Annotated in this window: 15 protein-coding genes, 1 other RNA gene, 1 pseudogene and 1 other annotated feature; of the genes and pseudogenes, 1 reads left to right on the forward strand and 16 read right to left on the reverse strand. The window is 48.4% G+C overall.

What is annotated here, in order from left to right; all coding sequences use genetic code 11:
* Positions 1-3: 3 nt before the first annotated feature.
* From KNP93_RS01685 to KNP93_RS01695, 3 genes are all read right to left on the reverse strand, one after another.
* Entirely contained in the window at positions 4-768 is a 765-nt protein-coding gene (locus KNP93_RS01685; RefSeq protein ID WP_131502710.1) for a tRNA threonylcarbamoyladenosine dehydratase, read from the reverse strand.
* A 98-nt stretch (positions 769-866) separates the two neighbouring features.
* Positions 867-1,056, reverse strand: a non-coding RNA gene (gene ssrS / locus KNP93_RS01690) — 6S RNA.
* A 67-nt stretch (positions 1,057-1,123) separates the two neighbouring features.
* Positions 1,124-2,326: a DASH family cryptochrome gene (locus KNP93_RS01695; protein WP_214852811.1), complete on the reverse strand. Its 1,203-nt coding sequence runs from the start codon at positions 2,324-2,326 to the stop codon at positions 1,124-1,126.
* 140 nt (positions 2,327-2,466) lie between these two features.
* On the opposite strand from KNP93_RS01695, the gene KNP93_RS15750 reads away from it, so the two are divergent.
* Positions 2,467-2,589, forward strand: a complete 123-nt coding sequence (locus KNP93_RS15750) for a hypothetical protein (RefSeq protein ID WP_012370953.1) — start codon at positions 2,467-2,469, stop codon at positions 2,587-2,589.
* Between the two features lie 91 nt (positions 2,590-2,680).
* Here KNP93_RS15750 and KNP93_RS01700 read toward each other — a convergent pair whose 3' ends face one another.
* From KNP93_RS01700 to ruvA, 13 genes and pseudogenes are all read right to left on the reverse strand, one after another.
* The gene (locus KNP93_RS01700; protein WP_214852813.1) at positions 2,681-3,268 is read right to left on the reverse strand and encodes a DNA-3-methyladenine glycosylase; all 588 of its coding nucleotides are present in this window, start codon (positions 3,266-3,268) and stop codon (positions 2,681-2,683) included.
* 61 nt (positions 3,269-3,329) lie between these two features.
* Positions 3,330-5,096: an aspartate--tRNA ligase gene (aspS, locus tag KNP93_RS01705; protein ID WP_214852815.1), complete on the reverse strand. Its 1,767-nt coding sequence runs from the start codon at positions 5,094-5,096 to the stop codon at positions 3,330-3,332.
* Positions 5,096-6,373: a histidine--tRNA ligase gene (gene hisS / locus KNP93_RS01710; protein WP_251138589.1), complete on the reverse strand. Its 1,278-nt coding sequence runs from the start codon at positions 6,371-6,373 to the stop codon at positions 5,096-5,098. The genes aspS and hisS overlap by 1 nt, the downstream gene beginning before the upstream one ends.
* 41 nt (positions 6,374-6,414) lie before the next feature.
* Positions 6,415-6,638, reverse strand: a binding site (T-box leader).
* A gap of 56 nt (positions 6,639-6,694) precedes the next feature.
* Entirely contained in the window at positions 6,695-7,132 is a 438-nt protein-coding gene (gene dtd, locus KNP93_RS01715; protein ID WP_188004553.1) for a D-aminoacyl-tRNA deacylase, read from the reverse strand.
* Positions 7,133-7,145: 13 nt separating this feature from the next.
* Positions 7,146-9,344, reverse strand: a complete 2,199-nt coding sequence (locus KNP93_RS01720; RefSeq protein ID WP_114595340.1) for a RelA/SpoT family protein — start codon at positions 9,342-9,344, stop codon at positions 7,146-7,148.
* A 139-nt stretch (positions 9,345-9,483) separates the two neighbouring features.
* Positions 9,484-10,002, reverse strand: coding sequence for an adenine phosphoribosyltransferase (locus KNP93_RS01725; protein WP_012370959.1), 519 nt, complete (start codon positions 10,000-10,002; stop codon positions 9,484-9,486).
* A gap of 1 nt (position 10,003) precedes the next feature.
* Complete coding sequence (gene recJ / locus KNP93_RS01730; RefSeq protein WP_214852817.1) at positions 10,004-12,289, reverse strand: single-stranded-DNA-specific exonuclease RecJ; 2,286 nt, start codon at positions 12,287-12,289, stop codon at positions 10,004-10,006.
* Between the two features lie 69 nt (positions 12,290-12,358).
* Positions 12,359-14,570, reverse strand: a pseudogene (gene secD, locus KNP93_RS15595) (protein translocase subunit SecD).
* 153 nt (positions 14,571-14,723) lie between these two features.
* Positions 14,724-15,014 carry a preprotein translocase subunit YajC gene (gene yajC / locus KNP93_RS01745; protein WP_012370963.1) on the reverse strand — a complete coding sequence of 97 codons (291 nt, stop codon included), beginning with the start codon at positions 15,012-15,014 and terminating at the stop codon, positions 14,724-14,726.
* A 71-nt stretch (positions 15,015-15,085) separates the two neighbouring features.
* Positions 15,086-16,231 (reverse strand): tRNA guanosine(34) transglycosylase Tgt, encoded by a 1,146-nt coding sequence (gene tgt, locus KNP93_RS01750; protein ID WP_114595336.1) that lies wholly within the window; start codon positions 16,229-16,231, stop codon positions 15,086-15,088.
* Positions 16,228-17,271: a tRNA preQ1(34) S-adenosylmethionine ribosyltransferase-isomerase QueA gene (gene queA, locus KNP93_RS01755; protein ID WP_114595335.1), complete on the reverse strand. Its 1,044-nt coding sequence runs from the start codon at positions 17,269-17,271 to the stop codon at positions 16,228-16,230. Before queA ends, tgt begins: the two co-directional genes overlap by 4 nt.
* Positions 17,272-17,273: 2 nt before the next feature.
* A complete protein-coding gene (gene ruvB, locus KNP93_RS01760; RefSeq protein ID WP_026832440.1) occupies positions 17,274-18,269 on the reverse strand; it encodes a Holliday junction branch migration DNA helicase RuvB in 996 nt (331 codons plus the stop codon).
* Positions 18,270-18,273: 4 nt separating this feature from the next.
* Complete coding sequence (gene ruvA / locus KNP93_RS01765) at positions 18,274-18,867, reverse strand: Holliday junction branch migration protein RuvA (RefSeq protein WP_012370967.1); 594 nt, start codon at positions 18,865-18,867, stop codon at positions 18,274-18,276.
* Between the last annotated feature and the right edge of the window lie 185 nt (positions 18,868-19,052).

Genomic DNA, 19,052 nt, shown 5'->3' on the forward strand with positions numbered 1-19,052 from the left:
TTTTTAACGGACACGTTCGATGATGACGCCAGCTTCCCGGACAATCTCATTGATGACATAACTTGCCGCAATCAATCCACCAACCGATGGAACAAACGCGTTTGAACTCGGCGGCATTTTAGCTTTCCGAATAAACGCTTCATCGTTACCGACGACTTGACGGACTTCTTCGATGATTTTGACCGGTGGTTCATCCGAAAAGACGACCGGGACTCCTTTATGGATCCCTTCCTTACGCAGGCGCGTCCGGATCACTTTTGCAAGCGGATCGTAACTCGTATCTTTAATATCAACGATCTTGATTCGTGTCGGATCCATCTTGTTCGCCATTCCCATACTCGAGATAATTGGAATCTGACGTTGTTTACACTCTTTAATCAAATGAATCTTAAACGATACTGTATCCGAAGCGTCAATCACATAATCTGGATTTTCTGCAAAAAAGGCTTCGAACGTTTCTTCGTTGTAGAACATTTTCAAGCGGACAATTTCTAAATCCGGATTAATTTGCATCAAACGATCCGCCATTGCATCGACTTTCGGCTGACCGACTGTCGGTAACAAGGCATGGATCTGACGGTTGACGTTTGTGATATCGATATCATCTTTATCAACAAGAATCAAACGACCGACGCCGCTGCGGGCCAGGGCTTCCGCCGAAAACGAACCGACGCCGCCGATTCCTAAAATCGCAACAGACTTGGATGCCAATGCGTCAAGTCCGGTCTTACCGATTGCCAATTCATTACGTGAAAATTGATTTAACATCTCATAACCTCACAATACTCATACTGTTTTACTCGGAATTATATCATAAAAAAAAACGTCATGCGACGTATGGTGTGATTCATCTAAAAAAAGAAACGATGGGACCCGAAGTGCCGTGTCGATACCTTATTTTTGAACCTGCTGCGCAGGTGGGTGTCTTATCCGATTCCTATTCGTACGTCCTCCTGCTGTGTTACGAGGCATGTACTACTAGTTGGAACGTCAAACTCCCTATCAAAAAAGAGTGGCTCAAAGATAAAAGGCGGCTCTCGTACATCTCAGGAACCCCATCTGTTGCATTTAATATAGCATTCCCCTTATCGAAATGCAACTGGTTCTGACTCTTAAAATTTGGTCATTTTTCAGTCGTTTCGCTTGACATCCAGCGCCGGATAAATGCTTTGGCCGGATCATATTTTTGTTGTTGAAATTCAGGATTAAACCGTGGTGTCCGGGTCGCATTTCCAACGCCTGCAATATAAGCCCAGTTCCCGTAATTGGAGGCTACATCGTAATCAATCAACTGCTGTTCAAAGTATCGCGCACCGATCCGCCAATCCTGCTTTAAGTCATGAATCAGATAACTGGCCGTAATCTGACGTCCACGGTTCGACATCCAGCCGGTCTCCTTGATTTCCCGCATGAACGCATCGACAAACGGTTCACCCGTCTCCCCTGCAATCCAGGAATCAATCGCCGCTGGATCCGTCTTCCAGGTCAAGTGTCCGTCCCGTAACCCATTGGAACGGAACAGCCGGTGTCCTGTCTCACGCATCGTCAAGTGGAAAAAGTCGCGCCATAACAATTCGAAATACAACCAGTATGTTGATTCATTAGCGTCATGCTCGCGTTCGGTCCGTTGAAGTTCTGCCATGACCCGTCGCGGGGACAGCGAACCGTTTGCCAGCCAGGCGGATAATTTCGAAGAGTCATCAACGTCAAAGCCGTTTCGTGTTTCTTTGTAGGTAAAAATCGGCCGTTCCAAATATGCGGCTAATCGGTCCAGCCCTGCCGACTCGCCTCCCGTAAACGGGAACGCAGTTCGCGGGTCGTAGCCTGCTCTCGTTTGCGGTGATTCGATGTACCGAACTTCCCCCGGTGCTTCGATTGGATCCGCAAAGCGGCCGTCATGCTCAACTCTTTTCCGGAACGCCGTGAAGACACGTTTCAGTTCGTCACTGCCGATATCTTCCCGGAGATGAAGCGTCTGGGTCTCATACATTCGCGTGGTAAAATGTTTTTGCACTGCGTTTTCCTGTCGTGCTTCGTACTCACCCGTCATCCGGTGAAAGTAAACGATGTCCTCCGGTTGAACAAACGATGTCAGTTGTTCGACTGTCTCCCCTTGTAAAATCGTCAGTTCGACGCCAAGTTGTTCTAAGTGTTCCCGCAAGGACTGAAGCGTTTCCTGTTCAAACCTTACTTGCTGTTTTCCACGGTTTCCGGATTCCTGCTGGATAAATACTGCACGGACCGTGTTTTTTTCGTTGCATGCACGCATCAATGCTTCATGATCGTCGACCCGCAAATCTTTTCGATACCATACGACTCCTGCCACGTCATCAGCTCCTTTCTCTTTTCTACCCGTACTATCTCAATCTTATTTCCTTTCGCAAAGAACCGATGTGCCGGAAAGGTTTTAACTTTTTGCTTTCGTGGAATATGATTAGTACAACTTACTAAGGAGTGAATTATTTCATGGCTGCTAAAAAAGGTAAATTAAGAACATTAATCACGCTTGCTACGACGGTCGGACCAATCGTCTACAAATTCTATAAAAAACAGCAATCTAAAAAATCAATCAATACACCAAAACGATAAAACAGCAAAACGTGCTTCTCTTTTTTGAGAAACACGTTTTTTTGTGTGTGAAGGATGTGTCCGTCAGCGACACGTTTGTTTGCCGTTCCATTTATTTTTTACTGACCCCGTTGCTTCCCGCTTCATAAAACCGCCACGGATAGGCTGTCGCTTCTCCGGCATTCGGAATCCCGATCCGGGTTGTCTGGATGACGTCAGTAACTGGACCGGCTTCAATCTGAAAACGGTGATCCGTATAGAGATCCGTTCCGGAATCCTCCGTCATTAACCCGAACGCTTGGCATAATTTGGCGGGACCATTGACAAGATTTTTTTGTTCGGTTTTCGTCAGTTCCGCATACGGTTTTCCGAAACGGCGGGTCGCAACGAGATCATGTCCGTGGACGACTTCCGCCCCGCGCAACAAAATTCCGTATCCTTCCCCTACTTCCCCGCAGACGATGTTCAAACAATGATGCATGCCGTAGGTAAAATACACATAAATATGACCGGCCGGTCCAAACATCGGTGCCGTCCGTTTTGTTGGTCGTCCACTGTAAGAATGGGCGGCTTGATCGTGCGGTCCGAGATATGCTTCCACTTCGACAATCCGCATCGTGACCTCATCAACCGTCAACAGACTCCCTAACAGTTCCGGGGCCACCTCAACCGGTGACCGTTCAAAAAAAGTGCGCTCCATCACGAATCCTCCTCCATTAAAAAAACAGATTCCCCTCATGACTGAAGGAAATCTGTTGGTATTATGATTGTTTGACAGCTGTCCGAATCGACAGTTCGTTCAGTTGTGCGTCTGAAACCGGGCTTGGTGCCGCTGTCAGCAGATCGCTTGCCGAAGCTGTTTTCGGGAATGCAATCGTATCACGTAAGTTCGTCCGGCCAGCAAGCAGCATAATGAGACGGTCAAGACCGAGTGCAATACCTGCGTGCGGCGGCGTGCCGTACTCGAACGCCTCCATCAGGAAACCAAACTGTTCGTTTGCTTCTTCTTCCTTGAAGCCAAGCAGTTTAAACATCCGCTCCTGGATATCACGTTCGTAAATCCGTTGTGATCCGCCACCGAGCTCATACCCGTTCAAGACGAGGTCATAGGCTACGGCAAGGACGCTGCCCGGGTCTGTCTCGAGTTTCTCGAGATCTTCCCGGCGCGGCATCGTGAACGGATGGTGGTTCGCATAAAAACGGCCGTCCGCTTCTTCGAACGTTACGAGTGGGAAGTCTGTTACCCACAGGAAGTTGAAGACGGTTTCGTCAATCAAACCGAGTTCTTTCCCGAGTTTTTGTCGCAGTGCACCGAGGCTGTCGGCAACGATCGAAGCTTTTGCTGCGACGAAAACAAGTAAGTCACCGGCTTCAGCTGCCGTCGCTTCCACGAGTCGGGCCGTTGCTGTCTCGTCAAAGAACTTCGCGATTGGACCGTTCAGTCCGTCTGCTGTCACTTTGATCCAGGCAAGACCCTTCGCTCCATAAATCGCTGTGAATTCTTGTAATTTATCGATGTCTTTGCGGGAGAACTGATCGGCTGCGCCTTTGACATTCAACGCTTTGACTTCGCCGCCTGATTCTAGCGCCATGTCGAAGACTTTAAAGCCGGCTCCTGTGACTGCTTCTGCGACATCAATCAATTCAAGACCAAAACGCGTATCCGGTTTATCTGAACCGAACCGGCTCATCGCTTCTGCATACGGCATCCGCGGGAACGGTGTCGTGATGTCTTTTCCGAGCGTTTCTTTCATGACACGTGTCATCATTGATTCCATCATTGCATATAAATCTTCAACATCCATGAAGCTCGTTTCGATATCGACTTGTGTGAATTCCGGTTGACGGTCGGCCCGTAAATCTTCGTCACGGAAACAACGGGCAATTTGGAAGTACCGCTCAAAGCCCGAAACCATCAACAATTGCTTAAACAATTGCGGTGATTGCGGCAAGGCGTAAAACTCACCCGGGTGAACACGACTCGGAACCAAATAATCCCGTGCGCCTTCCGGTGTCGATTTTGTTAAGATCGGTGTCTCGACTTCGAGGAAATCCTGTTCGTCAAGGAAGTTCCGCATGATGTTCGAAGCTTTCGAACGCAGACGGAATGTCTCTTGTAACGACGGACGACGAAGATCGAGGTAACGGTATTTCAGACGCAAATCTTCTGATGTCTGTTCCGCTTCCTCACTAATCGGGAACGGCGTCATTTTTGAAGCGTTTAAGATGATGACTTCGTCTGCGACGACTTCGACTTGTCCGGTCGGGATGTTCGGGTTCGGATTTTCACGCTGGACGACCGTCCCTTTGATATCGAGCACGTATTCCGAACGAATCGATTCCGCCAGGCGGTGCGCCTGTTCGTTTTCCGGTTGGAAGACGACTTGGACGATCCCGGTCCGGTCACGAAGATCAAGGAAAATTAATCCTCCGAGGTCACGTCTTTTTTGGACCCATCCTTTTAATTGAACGGCTTGGCCGATTGTTTCTTCTGTTACGGTTCCGTTCATGTGTGTACGTCCGATCATTATGCTTCCTCCTTTAATTTCGCGACAATCGTATCGGCAACAGCTGATAATGGCACATCAATCTGTTCACCGGTCGACATGTCTTTTAACGCTGCTGCTCCACGTTCGACTTCTTCGTCTCCCAAAATGACAGTGAAGCGGGCTTTCATCCGATCGGCTGCTTTGAATTGTCCTTTGAACTTCCGTCCGAGATAATCACGGTCAGCGGCAAGTCCTTCGAGACGCATCAATTGCAACAGGCGTGTTGCCGTTTTTTCAACTTCTTCGTTGCCTTGCGCGACGATGAAGACATCAATCGCATCATCGATTTCCGGCAGGACACCTTCATTTTCAAGCGCCATCAACAGACGTTCGATCCCGATTCCAAATCCGATTCCCGGTGTAGCCGGTCCGCCGATTTGTTCGACGAGTCCGTTATAACGTCCGCCGCCGCAAAGCGTCGTGATTGCGCCGAATCCTTCTGCTTCCGACATGATTTCAAACGACGTGTGATTGTAGTAATCAAGTCCTCGGACCAGTGTCGGATCAATCACGTATTCGATGCCGAGCGCATCCAGGTGCAACAGGACTTGATCGAAATAGTCTTTCGAAGCCGGGTTCAGGAAGTCGAGGATCGACGGCGCTGTCGCCATGCTCGGGTGATTACGGTCGACTTTGCAATCCAGTACCCGGAGCGGATTCGCTTCGAGACGGTTCTGACAATCCTGGCATAACTCGTGGGCGACCGGATTGAAGTGATTGACCAGTGCTTCCCGGTGGGCGGCGCGGCTTTCGCTGTCTCCGAGCGAGTTGATGACGAGCTTCAGTTTTTTCAGACCAAACGAGCGGTAAATACTCATCGCAAGACTGATGACTTCTGCATCGATTGCCGGTTCTTCGCTGCCGAGTGCCTCGACGCCATATTGGTGTAACTGGCGGAAACGACCGGCTTGCGGACGTTCATAGCGGAACATCGGTCCGATATAAAAGAGTTTGACCGGTTGATTGGCGGCGCCGTAGAGTTTATTCGTCACGAATGAACGAACGACGGCTGCTGTCCCTTCCGGACGAAGCGTAAATTGTTCCTTCCCGCGTTTTTCAAGCATGAACATCTCTTTTTGAACGATGTCCGTCGTCTCACCGACACCCCGTTTGAACAACTCTGTTTCTTCAAAGATCGGTGTCCGGATTTCTTTATAGTTGTACCGTTTACTGATCTCCCGCAATTGGTTTTCAATATACTGCCAACGTTCTACTGTACCCGGAAGTACATCAAACGTTCCGCGTGGTAATTTCATCCTAATTCCTCCTTTTTGAATACAAAAAAAGTCCTCGTCCGCAAAGGGACGAGAACCTGAAGATCCCGTGGTACCACCCTGGTTGCTGAAAATTCTCAGCCACTCGGTGCAGTTAACGCCTGCCTACGATTTTCCCTACTCTGTTCGTTTCAGGAAAATACCTCAAAAGGGTCTTTCATCTAGTTCGTCTGATCACCCTTTCAGCCGGGGGGCGACTCTCTATGCAGCCGAGATCTAAATTACTCTTCTTCGTCATCGGTTCTTAATTCGTTCTGTTATCCTTTATATTGCCTCGTTCAAAAGATCCTGTCAAGACTTTGGTCACTTTTCTAAAATCAGCGTGACCGGTCCGTCATTGACGAGTGCGACGTCCATCATCGCTCCGAACTGTCCCGTTTCAACAACAATTCCCTGCTGACGTAAACGCGCGTTAAACGCTTCATACAACTCGTTCGCAAGATCCGGTTTTGCCGCTTCCGTAAAGGCAGGACGACGGCCTTTTTTGATGTCTCCGTATAAGGTGAACTGGGACACCGATAAGATTTTACCTTCGACATCCTGCAACGAACGGTTCATCCGCTCTTCTTCATCCTCGAACACCCGTAAACCGGCAATTTTGTCCGCCAACCAGTTGACTTGCTCTAGCGTATCGTCATGCGTGATCCCGACGAGTAAAAGAAATCCTTGATCGATTTGACCGGTAACTGCCCCTTCGACCGTCACACTTGCTTCTTTGACCCGTTGTAATACGACTCGCATTTCTATCCGCTCCTTATGTCATCATGACGCGATGCACCGCATAGACGTCTGATATTTGTTTAATCCGATCAACGACCTTTTGCAAATGGTTGACGTTGTCGATTGCAATCGTCATTGAAATCTTCGCCTGTTTGCTGTCGTTTCCCTTCCCGCTGACGGCTACGATATTCGTATTCATCGCGGATACCGATTGGAGAACGTCATTTAACAGACCTGCCCGGTCAAAACCGGAGATTTCGATTTCGACGTTATAACTCTTGACTGTTTTTCCTTCGTGTTCCCATTCGACTTCAAGCAACCGTTCCGGATTCTGTTCATGAATGACGTTCAGACAATCGGACCGGTGAATCGAAACCCCGCGGCCACGGGTGATATAGCCGACGATGTCGTCACCCGGAACCGGATTACAGCAACGACTCATGCGGACTAACATATTGTCGATCCCTTTGACGCGAACCCCTTCCGGATTCTGTTTCTGCGGCCGGTCAAATGTCTTCATCCCGCTGATGGCTTCGTTTAATTCCATATTCTTCGATTCTTTGTCTTTGCGCAATTTTTCCGTCAATTTATGGGCGACTTGAGCCGCGGTCAGTCCATGATAGCCGACTGCCGCATACATATCTTCTTCCTGACCGAAGTTAAACTTCCGTGTCACGTCTTCGAGCGTCTTTTCATTGATGACGTCTTTTGGCTCGAAACCGAGTTTCTTCACTTCCGCCTCAATTAATTCGCGGCCCTTTGAGACATTTTCTTCCCGTTGCTGGCGTTTGAACCATTGACGGATTTTATTTTTCGCCTGACTCGACACACAAATTTTCAGCCAGTCTTTGCTTGGACCATAACTGTGTTTGGATGTGACGATTTCAATGATGTCACCGGTCTTCAATTTATAGTCAATCGGCACCATCCGTCCGTTGACTTTGGCACCGATTGTCCGGTGACCGATTTCTGTATGAATCCGGTACGCGTAATCAATCGGGACCGAACCTTTCGGCAGCTCGATGACGTCTCCTTTTGGCGTAAAGACGTATAACATATCACTGAAGAAATCGACTTTGACTGATTCCATGAATTCTTCCGCGTCCGCCGTATCTTTTTGGAGTTCCAAGATTTCACGGAAATGAGCAATTTTATCTTCAAAACCTGATTTGGCTTCCTGCTCTTTTCCTTCTTTATACGCCCAGTGAGCGGCAATTCCGTACTCGGCGATGAAATGCATATCGCGTGTCCGAATTTGCACTTCAAGCGGTTCACCCTTCGGCCCGATGACCGTTGTATGCAACGACTGGTACATATTCGGTTTTGGCATCGCAATATAATCCTTGAAGCGACCGGGCATCGGTTTATATTGCGTATGAATAATTCCGAGCACCGCATAACAATCCTTGATCGAATCGACGATGATTCGGACCGCCATCAAGTCATAAATCTCACTGAACTCTTTTTTCGAGTTTTGCATCTTGTTATAGATGGAATAAATATGTTTTGGACGACCATCGACCTCAGCTGCAATCTCAACTTCTTCCAGGACCTCATTGACTTCATCGATGACAGACGTGACGAGTGCTTCCCGTTCGGTCCGCTTTTGTTTCATCATCGAGACGATCCGGTAGTACTGTTGCGGGTTGATATAACGCAGACTGATGTCTTCCAGTTCCCATTTGATCGTCGAAATCCCGAGACGATGAGCAAGCGGGGCAAAGATTTCAAGTGTCTCTTCCGCTTTTTGTACTTGCTTCTCTTTGACCATGTGTTGCAAAGTCCGCATATTGTGCAAACGGTCGGCCAGCTTGATCAAGATGACCCGAATGTCCTCGGCCATCGCGATGAACATCTTCCGATGATTCTCGGCCAGTTCTTCCCGTTTCGACTTGTATTTGATTTTACCAAGCTTCGTCACACCATCGACGAGCATCGTAACATCTGCTCCAAATCGTTCCGTCAGTTGTTCCAGCGTAATATCGGTGTCCTCGACGACATCATGAAGAAGCGCGGCAACAATCGTTGTCGCATCCAAACCGATATCCACTAGTATCCCCGCTACTTGAACGGGGTGAATGATGTAAGGTTCACCCGATCGACGAAATTGTCCGTCATGCTCGTCTTTTGCGAATTGATAGGCGCGTTCGATATCTTTAACTTCTGCCTCTGTCATGTACTCCGCACATCGAGCGAGAAGGTCTTCTACATTTACGATTTGTTTATTTGTCATCCCTTATCCTCACCCAGTCCCCGGGATTGATTACGCTGAATCCCTAATATATATCCTCTATTATCGTGAAATTTTGATAATATGTCAAAATAAAAAGAAATACCCCCCCGACCACTGTCGGGAAGGTACTTGCGATTCATTAATCTGCGTAACGAATTAAGGAAAGAATATCGTATCCTTCTAATTTTTCACGTCCACCTAAACCGTCGAGCTCGATCAAGAATCCGATTCCGGCAACCGTTCCACCAAGTTGCTCGATCATTTTGATTGTCGCTTCGATTGTTCCGCCTGTTGCCAGTAGGTCATCCAGGATGACGACGCGTTGTCCTGGTTGAATCGCATCGTGATGCATCGTCAAGACATCTTTTCCGTACTCAAGACCATACTCGACACGGACCGTCTCACGTGGTAATTTCCCTTCTTTACGGACAGGTACAAATCCGATTTCCATCGCGTATGCTGCCGGGCAGCCGACAACAAATCCGCGTGCTTCCGGTCCAGCGATGACGTCCGCTCCTTGTTTACGGGCATAATCGATCAAGGCATCGACCGACTGCTTGTAAGCAGGACCGTTTTGCATCAGGGATGTGATATCTTTGAAACTGATTCCTTCTTTCGGCCAGTTTTCGACCTCTTTTATATGCTGTTTGAACTCCATGTCATTTCCTCCTGCTTCGCCCTTCTACCAAAGTATCAAAACGCTCTTTCAACTGAGCGAGTGACGAATAAATGTATTGTTGCTCAAGACGTTGACGTTCCTCATGACGCTTGTACGTCGCAGCTTCCGTCAAGTCTCGTTTTTCAGCGTTCGGGTTCACACCCGGCAGCCCGTCCTCCATTGTAACAAGAAAATCAAGTTCCGAAAACACTGAATGCATAAAGTTAATCGAACGTTTCGACCATTTTCGCGATTTCGACAAACGAACAAGTCCAATTCGGAGCTCATCACGGGGGCATTTCGCAAAGTAATTAAAGTAATGCTTAAATTCTTCCCGGGATGGAATCGTCTCGAAATAGTATCCTTCGTCTTTAAACGCACAGTAAATCCGTTCGGCTTCGTTCAAATAAGGCAAGAAGGCCGACTCTTCTTCCGGCAGATCCAAAAAGACGACGTTTGCCTTAGCAGATCCATTTAGCGTACGCTCGGCATATTTGGTTTGTGTTTCTTCCGAGAAGGCGACAAACGTCGTCGTATCATGCGGAAGTTCAAACACATCCGTCAACGGTTTCTTGCCACCACGGTAATCAAATAGTTGGTAATCGACGACTGCTAAATCCTGAATCATCAGTTGCGGTTTACGGAAACCGTTCCATTCATTGATATTCAGACTCCCCATTAACGACACTTCTGCGAGTGATGACACTTCGTCGACGGCGTCACCAAAACCGAATCCGATTCCATCCAGTTCGGTCTTTCCGTCGGTCACGAGAACCTTCAGGTGGGTCAAATCACGGCCAATCCGTTTTAAGTCTCGGATGCTGGCACCTTCCACGACGACACGCGGTGACGGATTCCCCATACCGAACGGTGCGAGTCGTCCCATCTCTTCAATCAAGCCGATGGAGACATCCGAAACATTCAGGCGTAAATCAATTTCTGTCGTCGCGATGAACGCTTCTTCCGGCAAACTTGCCGCTTGGGCATTCAATCGTTCCCGTAAAACACTGACGTTTTCTGATGACAATGTCATTCCGGCAGCAGCCGGATGTCCTCCGAAGTGCGGTAAGATATCAGCCGACTGATTCAACTCGGCAAAGAGATCAAATGCGGCAATCGAACGGCCAGAACCTTTTGCCGTCCCTTTTTCTGCATCATGACACAAAAGAATCACAGGTCGATGATACTTTTCAACAAGCCGGGACGCTACGATTCCGACGACACCCGGATTCCATTGATCCGAATCGACGACTAAGACACGGTCTGCCAGATAATGCTGTTCCACGAGGTCGGTCGCTTCTTCGGCAATCTTTTTGACGATATCCTGCCGTTGTTTATTTTGTTGGTCGAGTTGTTCTGCAAGCAGGCTGGCTTCTTCTATTGTTTCCGCGAGTAACATCTCAAGCGCCGGCATCGCCGAGTCGAGTCGACCGGCTGCATTGATCCGGGGACCAAAGGCAAACCCGACCGACTCTTCCGTCAACTCGTCTTCGACGAGACTGCAGACTTTCCGTAACGCTAAAATACCCGGTCGTTCACTGGCATTTAACGCTTCAATCCCTTTCGCTGCAAGCAACCGGTTTTCACCGACGAGCGGCACTAAGTCGGCAATCGTTCCGAGTACAGCCAAATCAAGCAATTCTTCCGGCACACGTCCCAGTAACGCATGGGCGACCTTAAAGGCAACACCGGCACCGGCAAGCTTCGAATACGGGTAATTGGAATCAACACCCGGATGAATCATGGCGAAAGCGTCCGGCAAGACGTCTTTTGCTTCATGGTGATCGGTAATGATTAAATCAACGCCGAGTTCTTTTAAGACGGCGGCTTCCTCGATACCGGAAATTCCGCAGTCGACCGTGATGACGAGACCGAATCCTTCTTCTGCCGCCCAGCGGAACGCTGCCTCGTTCGGTCCGTAACCTTCTGTAAACCGATTCGGAATGTAGCATTCCGCCATCGCACCGATTTCAATCAACGCATGCCATAAAATCGCAGCGGAACTGACGCCGTCGACATCATAGTCTCCGTAAATCAAAATCATCTCACCTTCATCAGCCGCTTGCTGGATCCGGGCGACTACTTTGTTCATGTCCTGGAACAGGAACGGATCATGAAACGCCATTTGATCGGTTTCCAAAAACGCTTTAGCTTGATCCGCTGTCTCAAAGCCACGTTGCACGAGCAAGTGTGCGACTTGATGGGAAACGTTCACCTGGCCAGCCAGTTCGTCTATTTTAACGGACTCGACTTGCTTATCGATCCATGTTTTCTTTGAATGATACATCTAATCCCTCCAATCAACTTCATCATTATAGAACAAAACCCGCGTTAGCGATAGCTAACACGGGTCAGGTTATGAGGCTTGTTTTGTTGATTTCAGCGTCCGACCTTTCATGACGAGCCACAGTTGGGCTGCGATGAAGATCGAAGAATACATGCCCATGATCAGACCAACGAGTAAGGCAAGACTGAATCCACGGATCGCTTCACTACCGAAGATGTAGAGTGCCGCTGCCGTCATGATGACTGTGACGACCGTGTTGATTGAACGAATGATTGTCTGTTGAATCGATTCATTGACGATATGCGACAATTCACTGAACGTCACTTGACGGCCACCTTTTTCAGCAAGACCCAAGTTTTCCCGGACCCGGTCAAAGGTAACAATCGTATCATTGACCGAATAACCGATGATCGTCAAAATCGCTGCGATGAAGTACAGATTAACTTCAATCTGGAACAACGAGAAGAAGGCAATGATCATCAACGCATCATGGAGCAAAGCAAGGACAGTCGCAATCCCGTATAGCGGTTGGAAACGGAACGAGACGTAAATAACGATTCCGAGTGAAGCCAGCAAGACGGCATAAATCGCGTTACGGGCGATTTCCTGACCGACTTGTGCCGACACTGTCGAGATGCTTGGTTCTTTTTTATATTTTGCTTCAATCGTTTGTTTCATTTTCGAGATTTGCTCCTGATCGAATTCTCCGACGAACGTCACGTTCGCGAGCTTTCCGCCTTGCGCGAATTGCACACCATTGATTTCAGCGGCATCAATTCCGGCCTCTTCAATGACGGAACGAACCTCTGCTTCTTTGATCGTGTTCGTTGAAGAAATTTCAACGCGTGTTCCTTCTGTAAAGTCGATTCCGAGGTTCAAGCCGCGGAAGGCCAACAGTAGAATCGAAATGACTACAAGCGCAATCGTGATTGCAAAGTAAACTTTCCGATGCTTCACATAATCAAATTTCGTTGGATTAAAGTTCACGAATTTCATCCTCCTTTACGCCAAACCAGGTTTTTTTCTTATCAAACCAGCGGCTGCTGACGAGAAGTTGCATCAAGTAACGTGAGATGAAAACATTCGTGATGAACGTAACGGCAATCGAGACCATCAGCATGATGGCAAATCCTTTGACGGTACTTGTTCCGAAGTAATACAACACGCCTGCTGAAATCAACGTCGTCAAGTTGGCATCAAGAATCGTACCAAATGAGCGGCGGTTACCGGCTTTAAAGGCGGACAAGACGGATTTCCCGCTTCGGAGTTCATCTTTGATCCGTTCTGCCGTGATGATGTTCGCATCAACTGCCATCCCGACACCCAGTACGAGCGCAGCGATACCCGGCAATGTCAAGACTGCATTGATCCCGTTAAAGAAAATCATGACGAGATAGATATAGAACAACAATGTAATGATCGACACTAAACCAGATACCCGGTAGAACAGCAACATGAAGAGGAAGACGGCTGCAACACCGATCATTGACGCAAACAATGTCTGATCGAGGGCATCTTGACCAAACGCGGCCGAGACAGACGTCGAATAGATTTCATCCAGTTTGACGGGTAGTGCTCCGGCATTCAGGATTGACGATAGTTGTTTTCCGTATTCTGCTGTAATGTCACCACCAGAGATGATGGCTTTATCTGAGTTGATCGGCTGTTGGACCGAAGCATCGGAGACGATTTTTGAATTTTCTTTTTGAATCTCTTTTTCGTACGTATCCCCTTTTTCATAGTCGAGCCAGATGACAAGACGATTTGCAGGAGGTTGCATTTTAGACACTTGTTGTGTCACTTCATAAAATTTTTCTTTCGACTTCATTGTCAGTTCGACGAGCGGTGCGTTTGTTTGCGGATCGTATCCGACTTTCGCTCCTTTTGCCTTTAAGTCTGATCCATCAAGTAACACTTTGTCGTTGATGTCCCGGAATGACAGTTCGGCAGTCGAGGATAAAATCTGACGGGCTTCACTTTGATTTTTGACACCGGCTAGCTGGACACGAATCCTGTTGTCTCCTTCAATCCGGATGTCCGGTTCCGAAACACCCAGTACGTTAACCCGGTTTTCGATTGCCGTCAGCGTCGCGCTCATCGCATTGGAATCGATGACATCGCCTTCTTTTAGTGGTTGTACTTCATACAAGACTTCAAATCCGCCTTTTAAGTCCAGACCGAGTTTGGTGTCTTTTAAGAGCCAATTCGATGTCGTGCCAATCAAAACGAGCAGCGCGGCGACGATAATGAAGAACGTGGCCAGTTTTCCCTTCTTAATCATGCTACATTGTCCTTTCTCTCAATCCCTGTATATTTTCAGACAACTTTCTTATCCTATCCTAGCTTACATAAGAATTGGTAATCTTAGCAATCGTTTTTCTCATATATAAACAGAAAAGACGCTTCCGAATTCGGAAAGCGTCTTTTTCGAGCCTTATTCGACGATTTCGTCGTCCATGACAGTCGTAGTTTTTTTCGTAACTTCTGCGACCGCACTACGGTTAAACGTCAATTGCGCGTTACCCGACTTCAATGTGACGGTTGTCTCATCTACTTTTTGTACGACCCCATGAAGGCCACCGATCGTTACGATCGAGTCACCGCGTGATAATTGGGTTTGCATCTCACGCACTTGCTTCTGGCGTTTGTTCTGTGGACGAATCAACAAGAAATAAAACACCACGAAGATCAAGATCATCGGGAGGAAAGTCAATAGTTGTTGCATCTGAGTCAGCTCCTTTTCATTCAAATCACGTTCATTATACCGTAAAAAGAATGGAATTGTCAGACCATTTATCAGAAATTCTTTGCGTTCGGTAAATTATAACCGTATTCTTCAAAGAATTCGTCTTTGAAATCAAGCAGACGGTCTTCGCGAATCGCTTGACGGACGCCTTCCATCAACTTGACGAGGAAGTGAAGATTGTGTGTCGAACAGAGGTGAAGACCAAATGTTTCCTGTGCCCGGATCAAGTGATGGATATAAGCACGTGAGTAATTCTTACACGCATAGCAATCACATTTCTCATCGAGTGGACGGAAGTCACGGGCATATTTCGCATTCCGGACGACAAGACGTCCGCTTGATGTCATTAACGTACCGTTGCGTGCAATTCGAGTCGGCAAGACACAGTCAAACATGTCGATACCGCGAATGGCACCTTCGATCAAGGCATCCGGTGAACCGACGCCCATTAAGTAACGCGGCTTGTCTTCTGGCATGAGTGGTGTCGTAAAATCAAGAGCGCGGTACATGACGTCTTTTGGTTCTCCGACTGAAAGACCACCGACCGCATAACCCGGGAAATCAAGTGATGCAAGATCACGGGCACTTTGACGGCGTAAGTCTTCATACTCGCCGCCTTGAATGATACCGAACAATGCTTGATCCTGCGGCCGTTCGTGTGCTTCAAGGCAACGTTCCGCCCAGCGGCTTGTCCGCTCGACAGAAGCTTTCATGTATTCATGAGAAGCCGGGAACGGTGGGCACTCGTCAAACGCCATCATGATGTCAGAACCGAGGGCATTTTGGATTTCCATTGCTTTTTCCGGTGACAGGAACAGTTTATCTCCATTCAAGTGGTTCCGGAAATGGACACCTTCCTCTGTGATGTTACGTAAATCAGCGAGAGAAAAGACTTGGAATCCACCGGAATCGGTTAAGATGGCGCCGTCCCAATTCATGAATTTATGCAGGCCGCCGGCTTCTTTAATGACATCATGGCCCGGACGGACCCACAGGTGATAGGTATTGGACAAAATGATGTTCGCATTCATGTCTTTAATCTGTTCCGGCGCCATCGTCTTGACTGTCGCTTGTGTACCGACCGGCATGAAAACAGGTGTCTCGAAGCTGCCGTGCGGCGTATGGACGATTCCTAACCGCGCACCAGATTGTTTACAAGTCTTGATATGTTCGTACGTTACTGCATGTTTTGTCATCGGTTTAATTCCTCTCTCGTTAAGAACATTGCGTCTCCGAAACTAAAGAATCGGTAATTTTGCGCAACAGCTTCTTCATAGGCATGTAATATGTGTTCACGGGTCGATAGAGCGGATACGAGCATGATCAAAGTCGACTTCGGTAAGTGGAAGTTCGTGATCAAGCCGTCGATTCCTTTGATTTCCTGCCCCGGATAGATAAAGATATCCGTCCAACCGGATGCTTCGACGAAATCCCCGTGATCCCGGATGACGGTTTCAAGTGTCCGGGTCGAAGTTGTTCCGACGGCAATGATCCGTCCGCCGTTTTTACGGGTCTCCCGTAAAATCTTCGCAGAGGACTCCGGTAATTCGTAGTATTCACTGTGCATTTTGTGACTGTCCACGTCATCGACGGAGACCGGACGGAATGTCCCGAGTCCGACGTGTAATGTTAACGGTGCAAGCTGAACGCCTTTATCAGTCAGTGCCTGCAACAGTTCCGGTGTAAAATGCAGACCTGCCGTCGGGGCTGCCGCACTCCCCCGTTCCCGGGCGTAGACCGTCTGGTAACGGTCCTGATCTTCGAGTTGCTCATGGATATAAGGTGGCAAAGGCATCGTCCCGAGCTGATCGAGTACTTCATAAAAAATGCCGGTGTACGAGAACTTCAGGATTCGCCCGCCATCGTCGAGTGCTTCGACACATTCCGCCCGGAGCAATCCGTCACCAAATGACAGGACAGTTCCCGGTTTAACGCGTTTCGCGGGTTTTGCGAGCGTCTCCCAGACATCTTCGCTCGTCTGCTTGAGCAATAACAGTTCAATTTTGCCGCCGGTCTCTTCTTTGACACCAAACAGTCGGGCCGGTAAGACCTTCGTATCATTGATGACGAGCGTATCTCCTGCGTTAAAATACGAGACGATATCATGAAATTTTTCATGACGAAGGGCGCCTGTTTCCCGATTGACGACCATCAACTTTGAACTTGTCCGATCGAGCAATGGCACTTGGGCAATCTGTTCTTCCGGTAAATGAAAATCAAATAAATTTACATCCATCTTTAGTTTCCTTCTTTCAATCCTAAATGTTGCCGCGCAAACGGCGTCAAGACACGACCGCGTGGTGTCCGTTGTAAAAATCCTTGTTGTAGTAAATAAGGTTCGTAGACGTCTTCAATTGTCTGCGCATCTTCGCCGATCGTCGCTGCAATCGTCTCAAGACCAACCGGTCCTCCGGCAAACCGTTCGGCAAGCGAACGTAACAGACGGTGATCAACATCATCCAGTCCAAGCGCATCGACATGCAAACGATCGAGTGCACTCGTCGCAAGTGTCGCGTCGATTGCGGTCTGATGCGCGACTTGCGCAAAATCACGGACACGTCGTAACAACCGGTTGGCAACCCGTGGTGTCCCGCGGGAACGAAGCGCAATGGCTTCTGCTGCCATCCGGTCTGCTTCAAACCCAAACAGACGGGATGTCCGTGTGACAATCGCCGACAGTTCCGGCATCGTATAGTACTCCAGTTTCAGCGTCACACCAAAGCGGTCACGAAGTGGAGCCGACAACATGCCTGCCCGTGTCGTTGCTCCGACTAGCGTAAACGGTGGCAAATCAATCCGTACGCTGCGTGCCAACTCCCCTTGACCGATGACGATATCAAGACAATAGTCTTCCATAGCCGGATAAAGAATCTCCTCAATCGACCGGCTCAACCGGTGAATTTCGTCAATAAACAAGACGTCTCCCGGTTCGAGCGAAGACAAAATTGCCGCGAGATCCCCCGGCCGTTCAATCGCCGGGCCGGCTGTCGTCTTGATGCCGACGCCCATCTCGTTGGCAATGATTGTCGCAAGTGTCGTCTTCCCAAGACCGGGAGGACCGTATAAAAGCACGTGATCCAGTGTTTCCTGACGGATTTTTGCCGCTTGGATAAAGACACTCAGATTGCCTTTCGCCTTTTCCTGACCAATGTACTGATCCAGTGTCTGAGGACGCAAACTCCACTCTTCCTGATCTTCCGCATGTGCGGATTCTGACAAAATCCGTTCTTCCACGTTCTCACCTCACATTCAATAACAACTGCAACGCCCGCTTCACATATTGGTCCGTCGACAACACTTCACCTTGAAGTGCTTTTTTGACTTTCTCGACTTCCCGTTCACTGTATCCGAGTGCCGTCAAGGCTTCACATGCTTCATTCAATTCCGCATTTCCCTGGGCAAATAATCCTTCACTTGGAATATAGTCCGGTGCGAGCTCAGCCAGTTTCCCTTTTAAATCAAGCGTCATCTGCTTCGCTGTCTTTTTACCGACACCCGGGAACTTAATCAAATAACTTTCCTTCTCCTGCTCGATTGCTTCAACAAGCGCATCGACATCTCCTGACGCCACGATGGCAAGTGATCCTTTAGGACCAATCCCTGTTACGCCAAGCAATTTCGTAAACAGCGCCCGTTCACGTCTTGAACGGAATCCGAACAAGACTTCCTGGTCTTCTCTGACATAATGATACGTATATACGATAACCTGTTCGTCTCCGGTCCGATAAAAAAACGGGTTCGGTGCTACGATTTTGTAGCCAATCCCCCCGACCTCGATCGTCACGAATTCCGCACAGACATAAGCGACTTCGCCGCGTACGAATTCTATCACTTTTGAACGCTCCCATCCATTAACAAACTCTCGTGTTATTGTAGCATATAACGAGGAGGCTCTTCAAAACGTAATTCTCCATAACTGAGACTGTCACGATGGAAATTTGCGTATTCTACTTCTCTCAAAAAAATGAAACAGAGCAACGGATGTCGCATTCCGTTGCCCTGTTTCGTAGTGCGTGA

The organism is Exiguobacterium sp. s166 (assembly GCF_018618855.1).
In the GTDB taxonomy this organism is placed as follows: Bacteria; Bacillota; Bacilli; order Exiguobacteriales; family Exiguobacteriaceae; genus Exiguobacterium_A.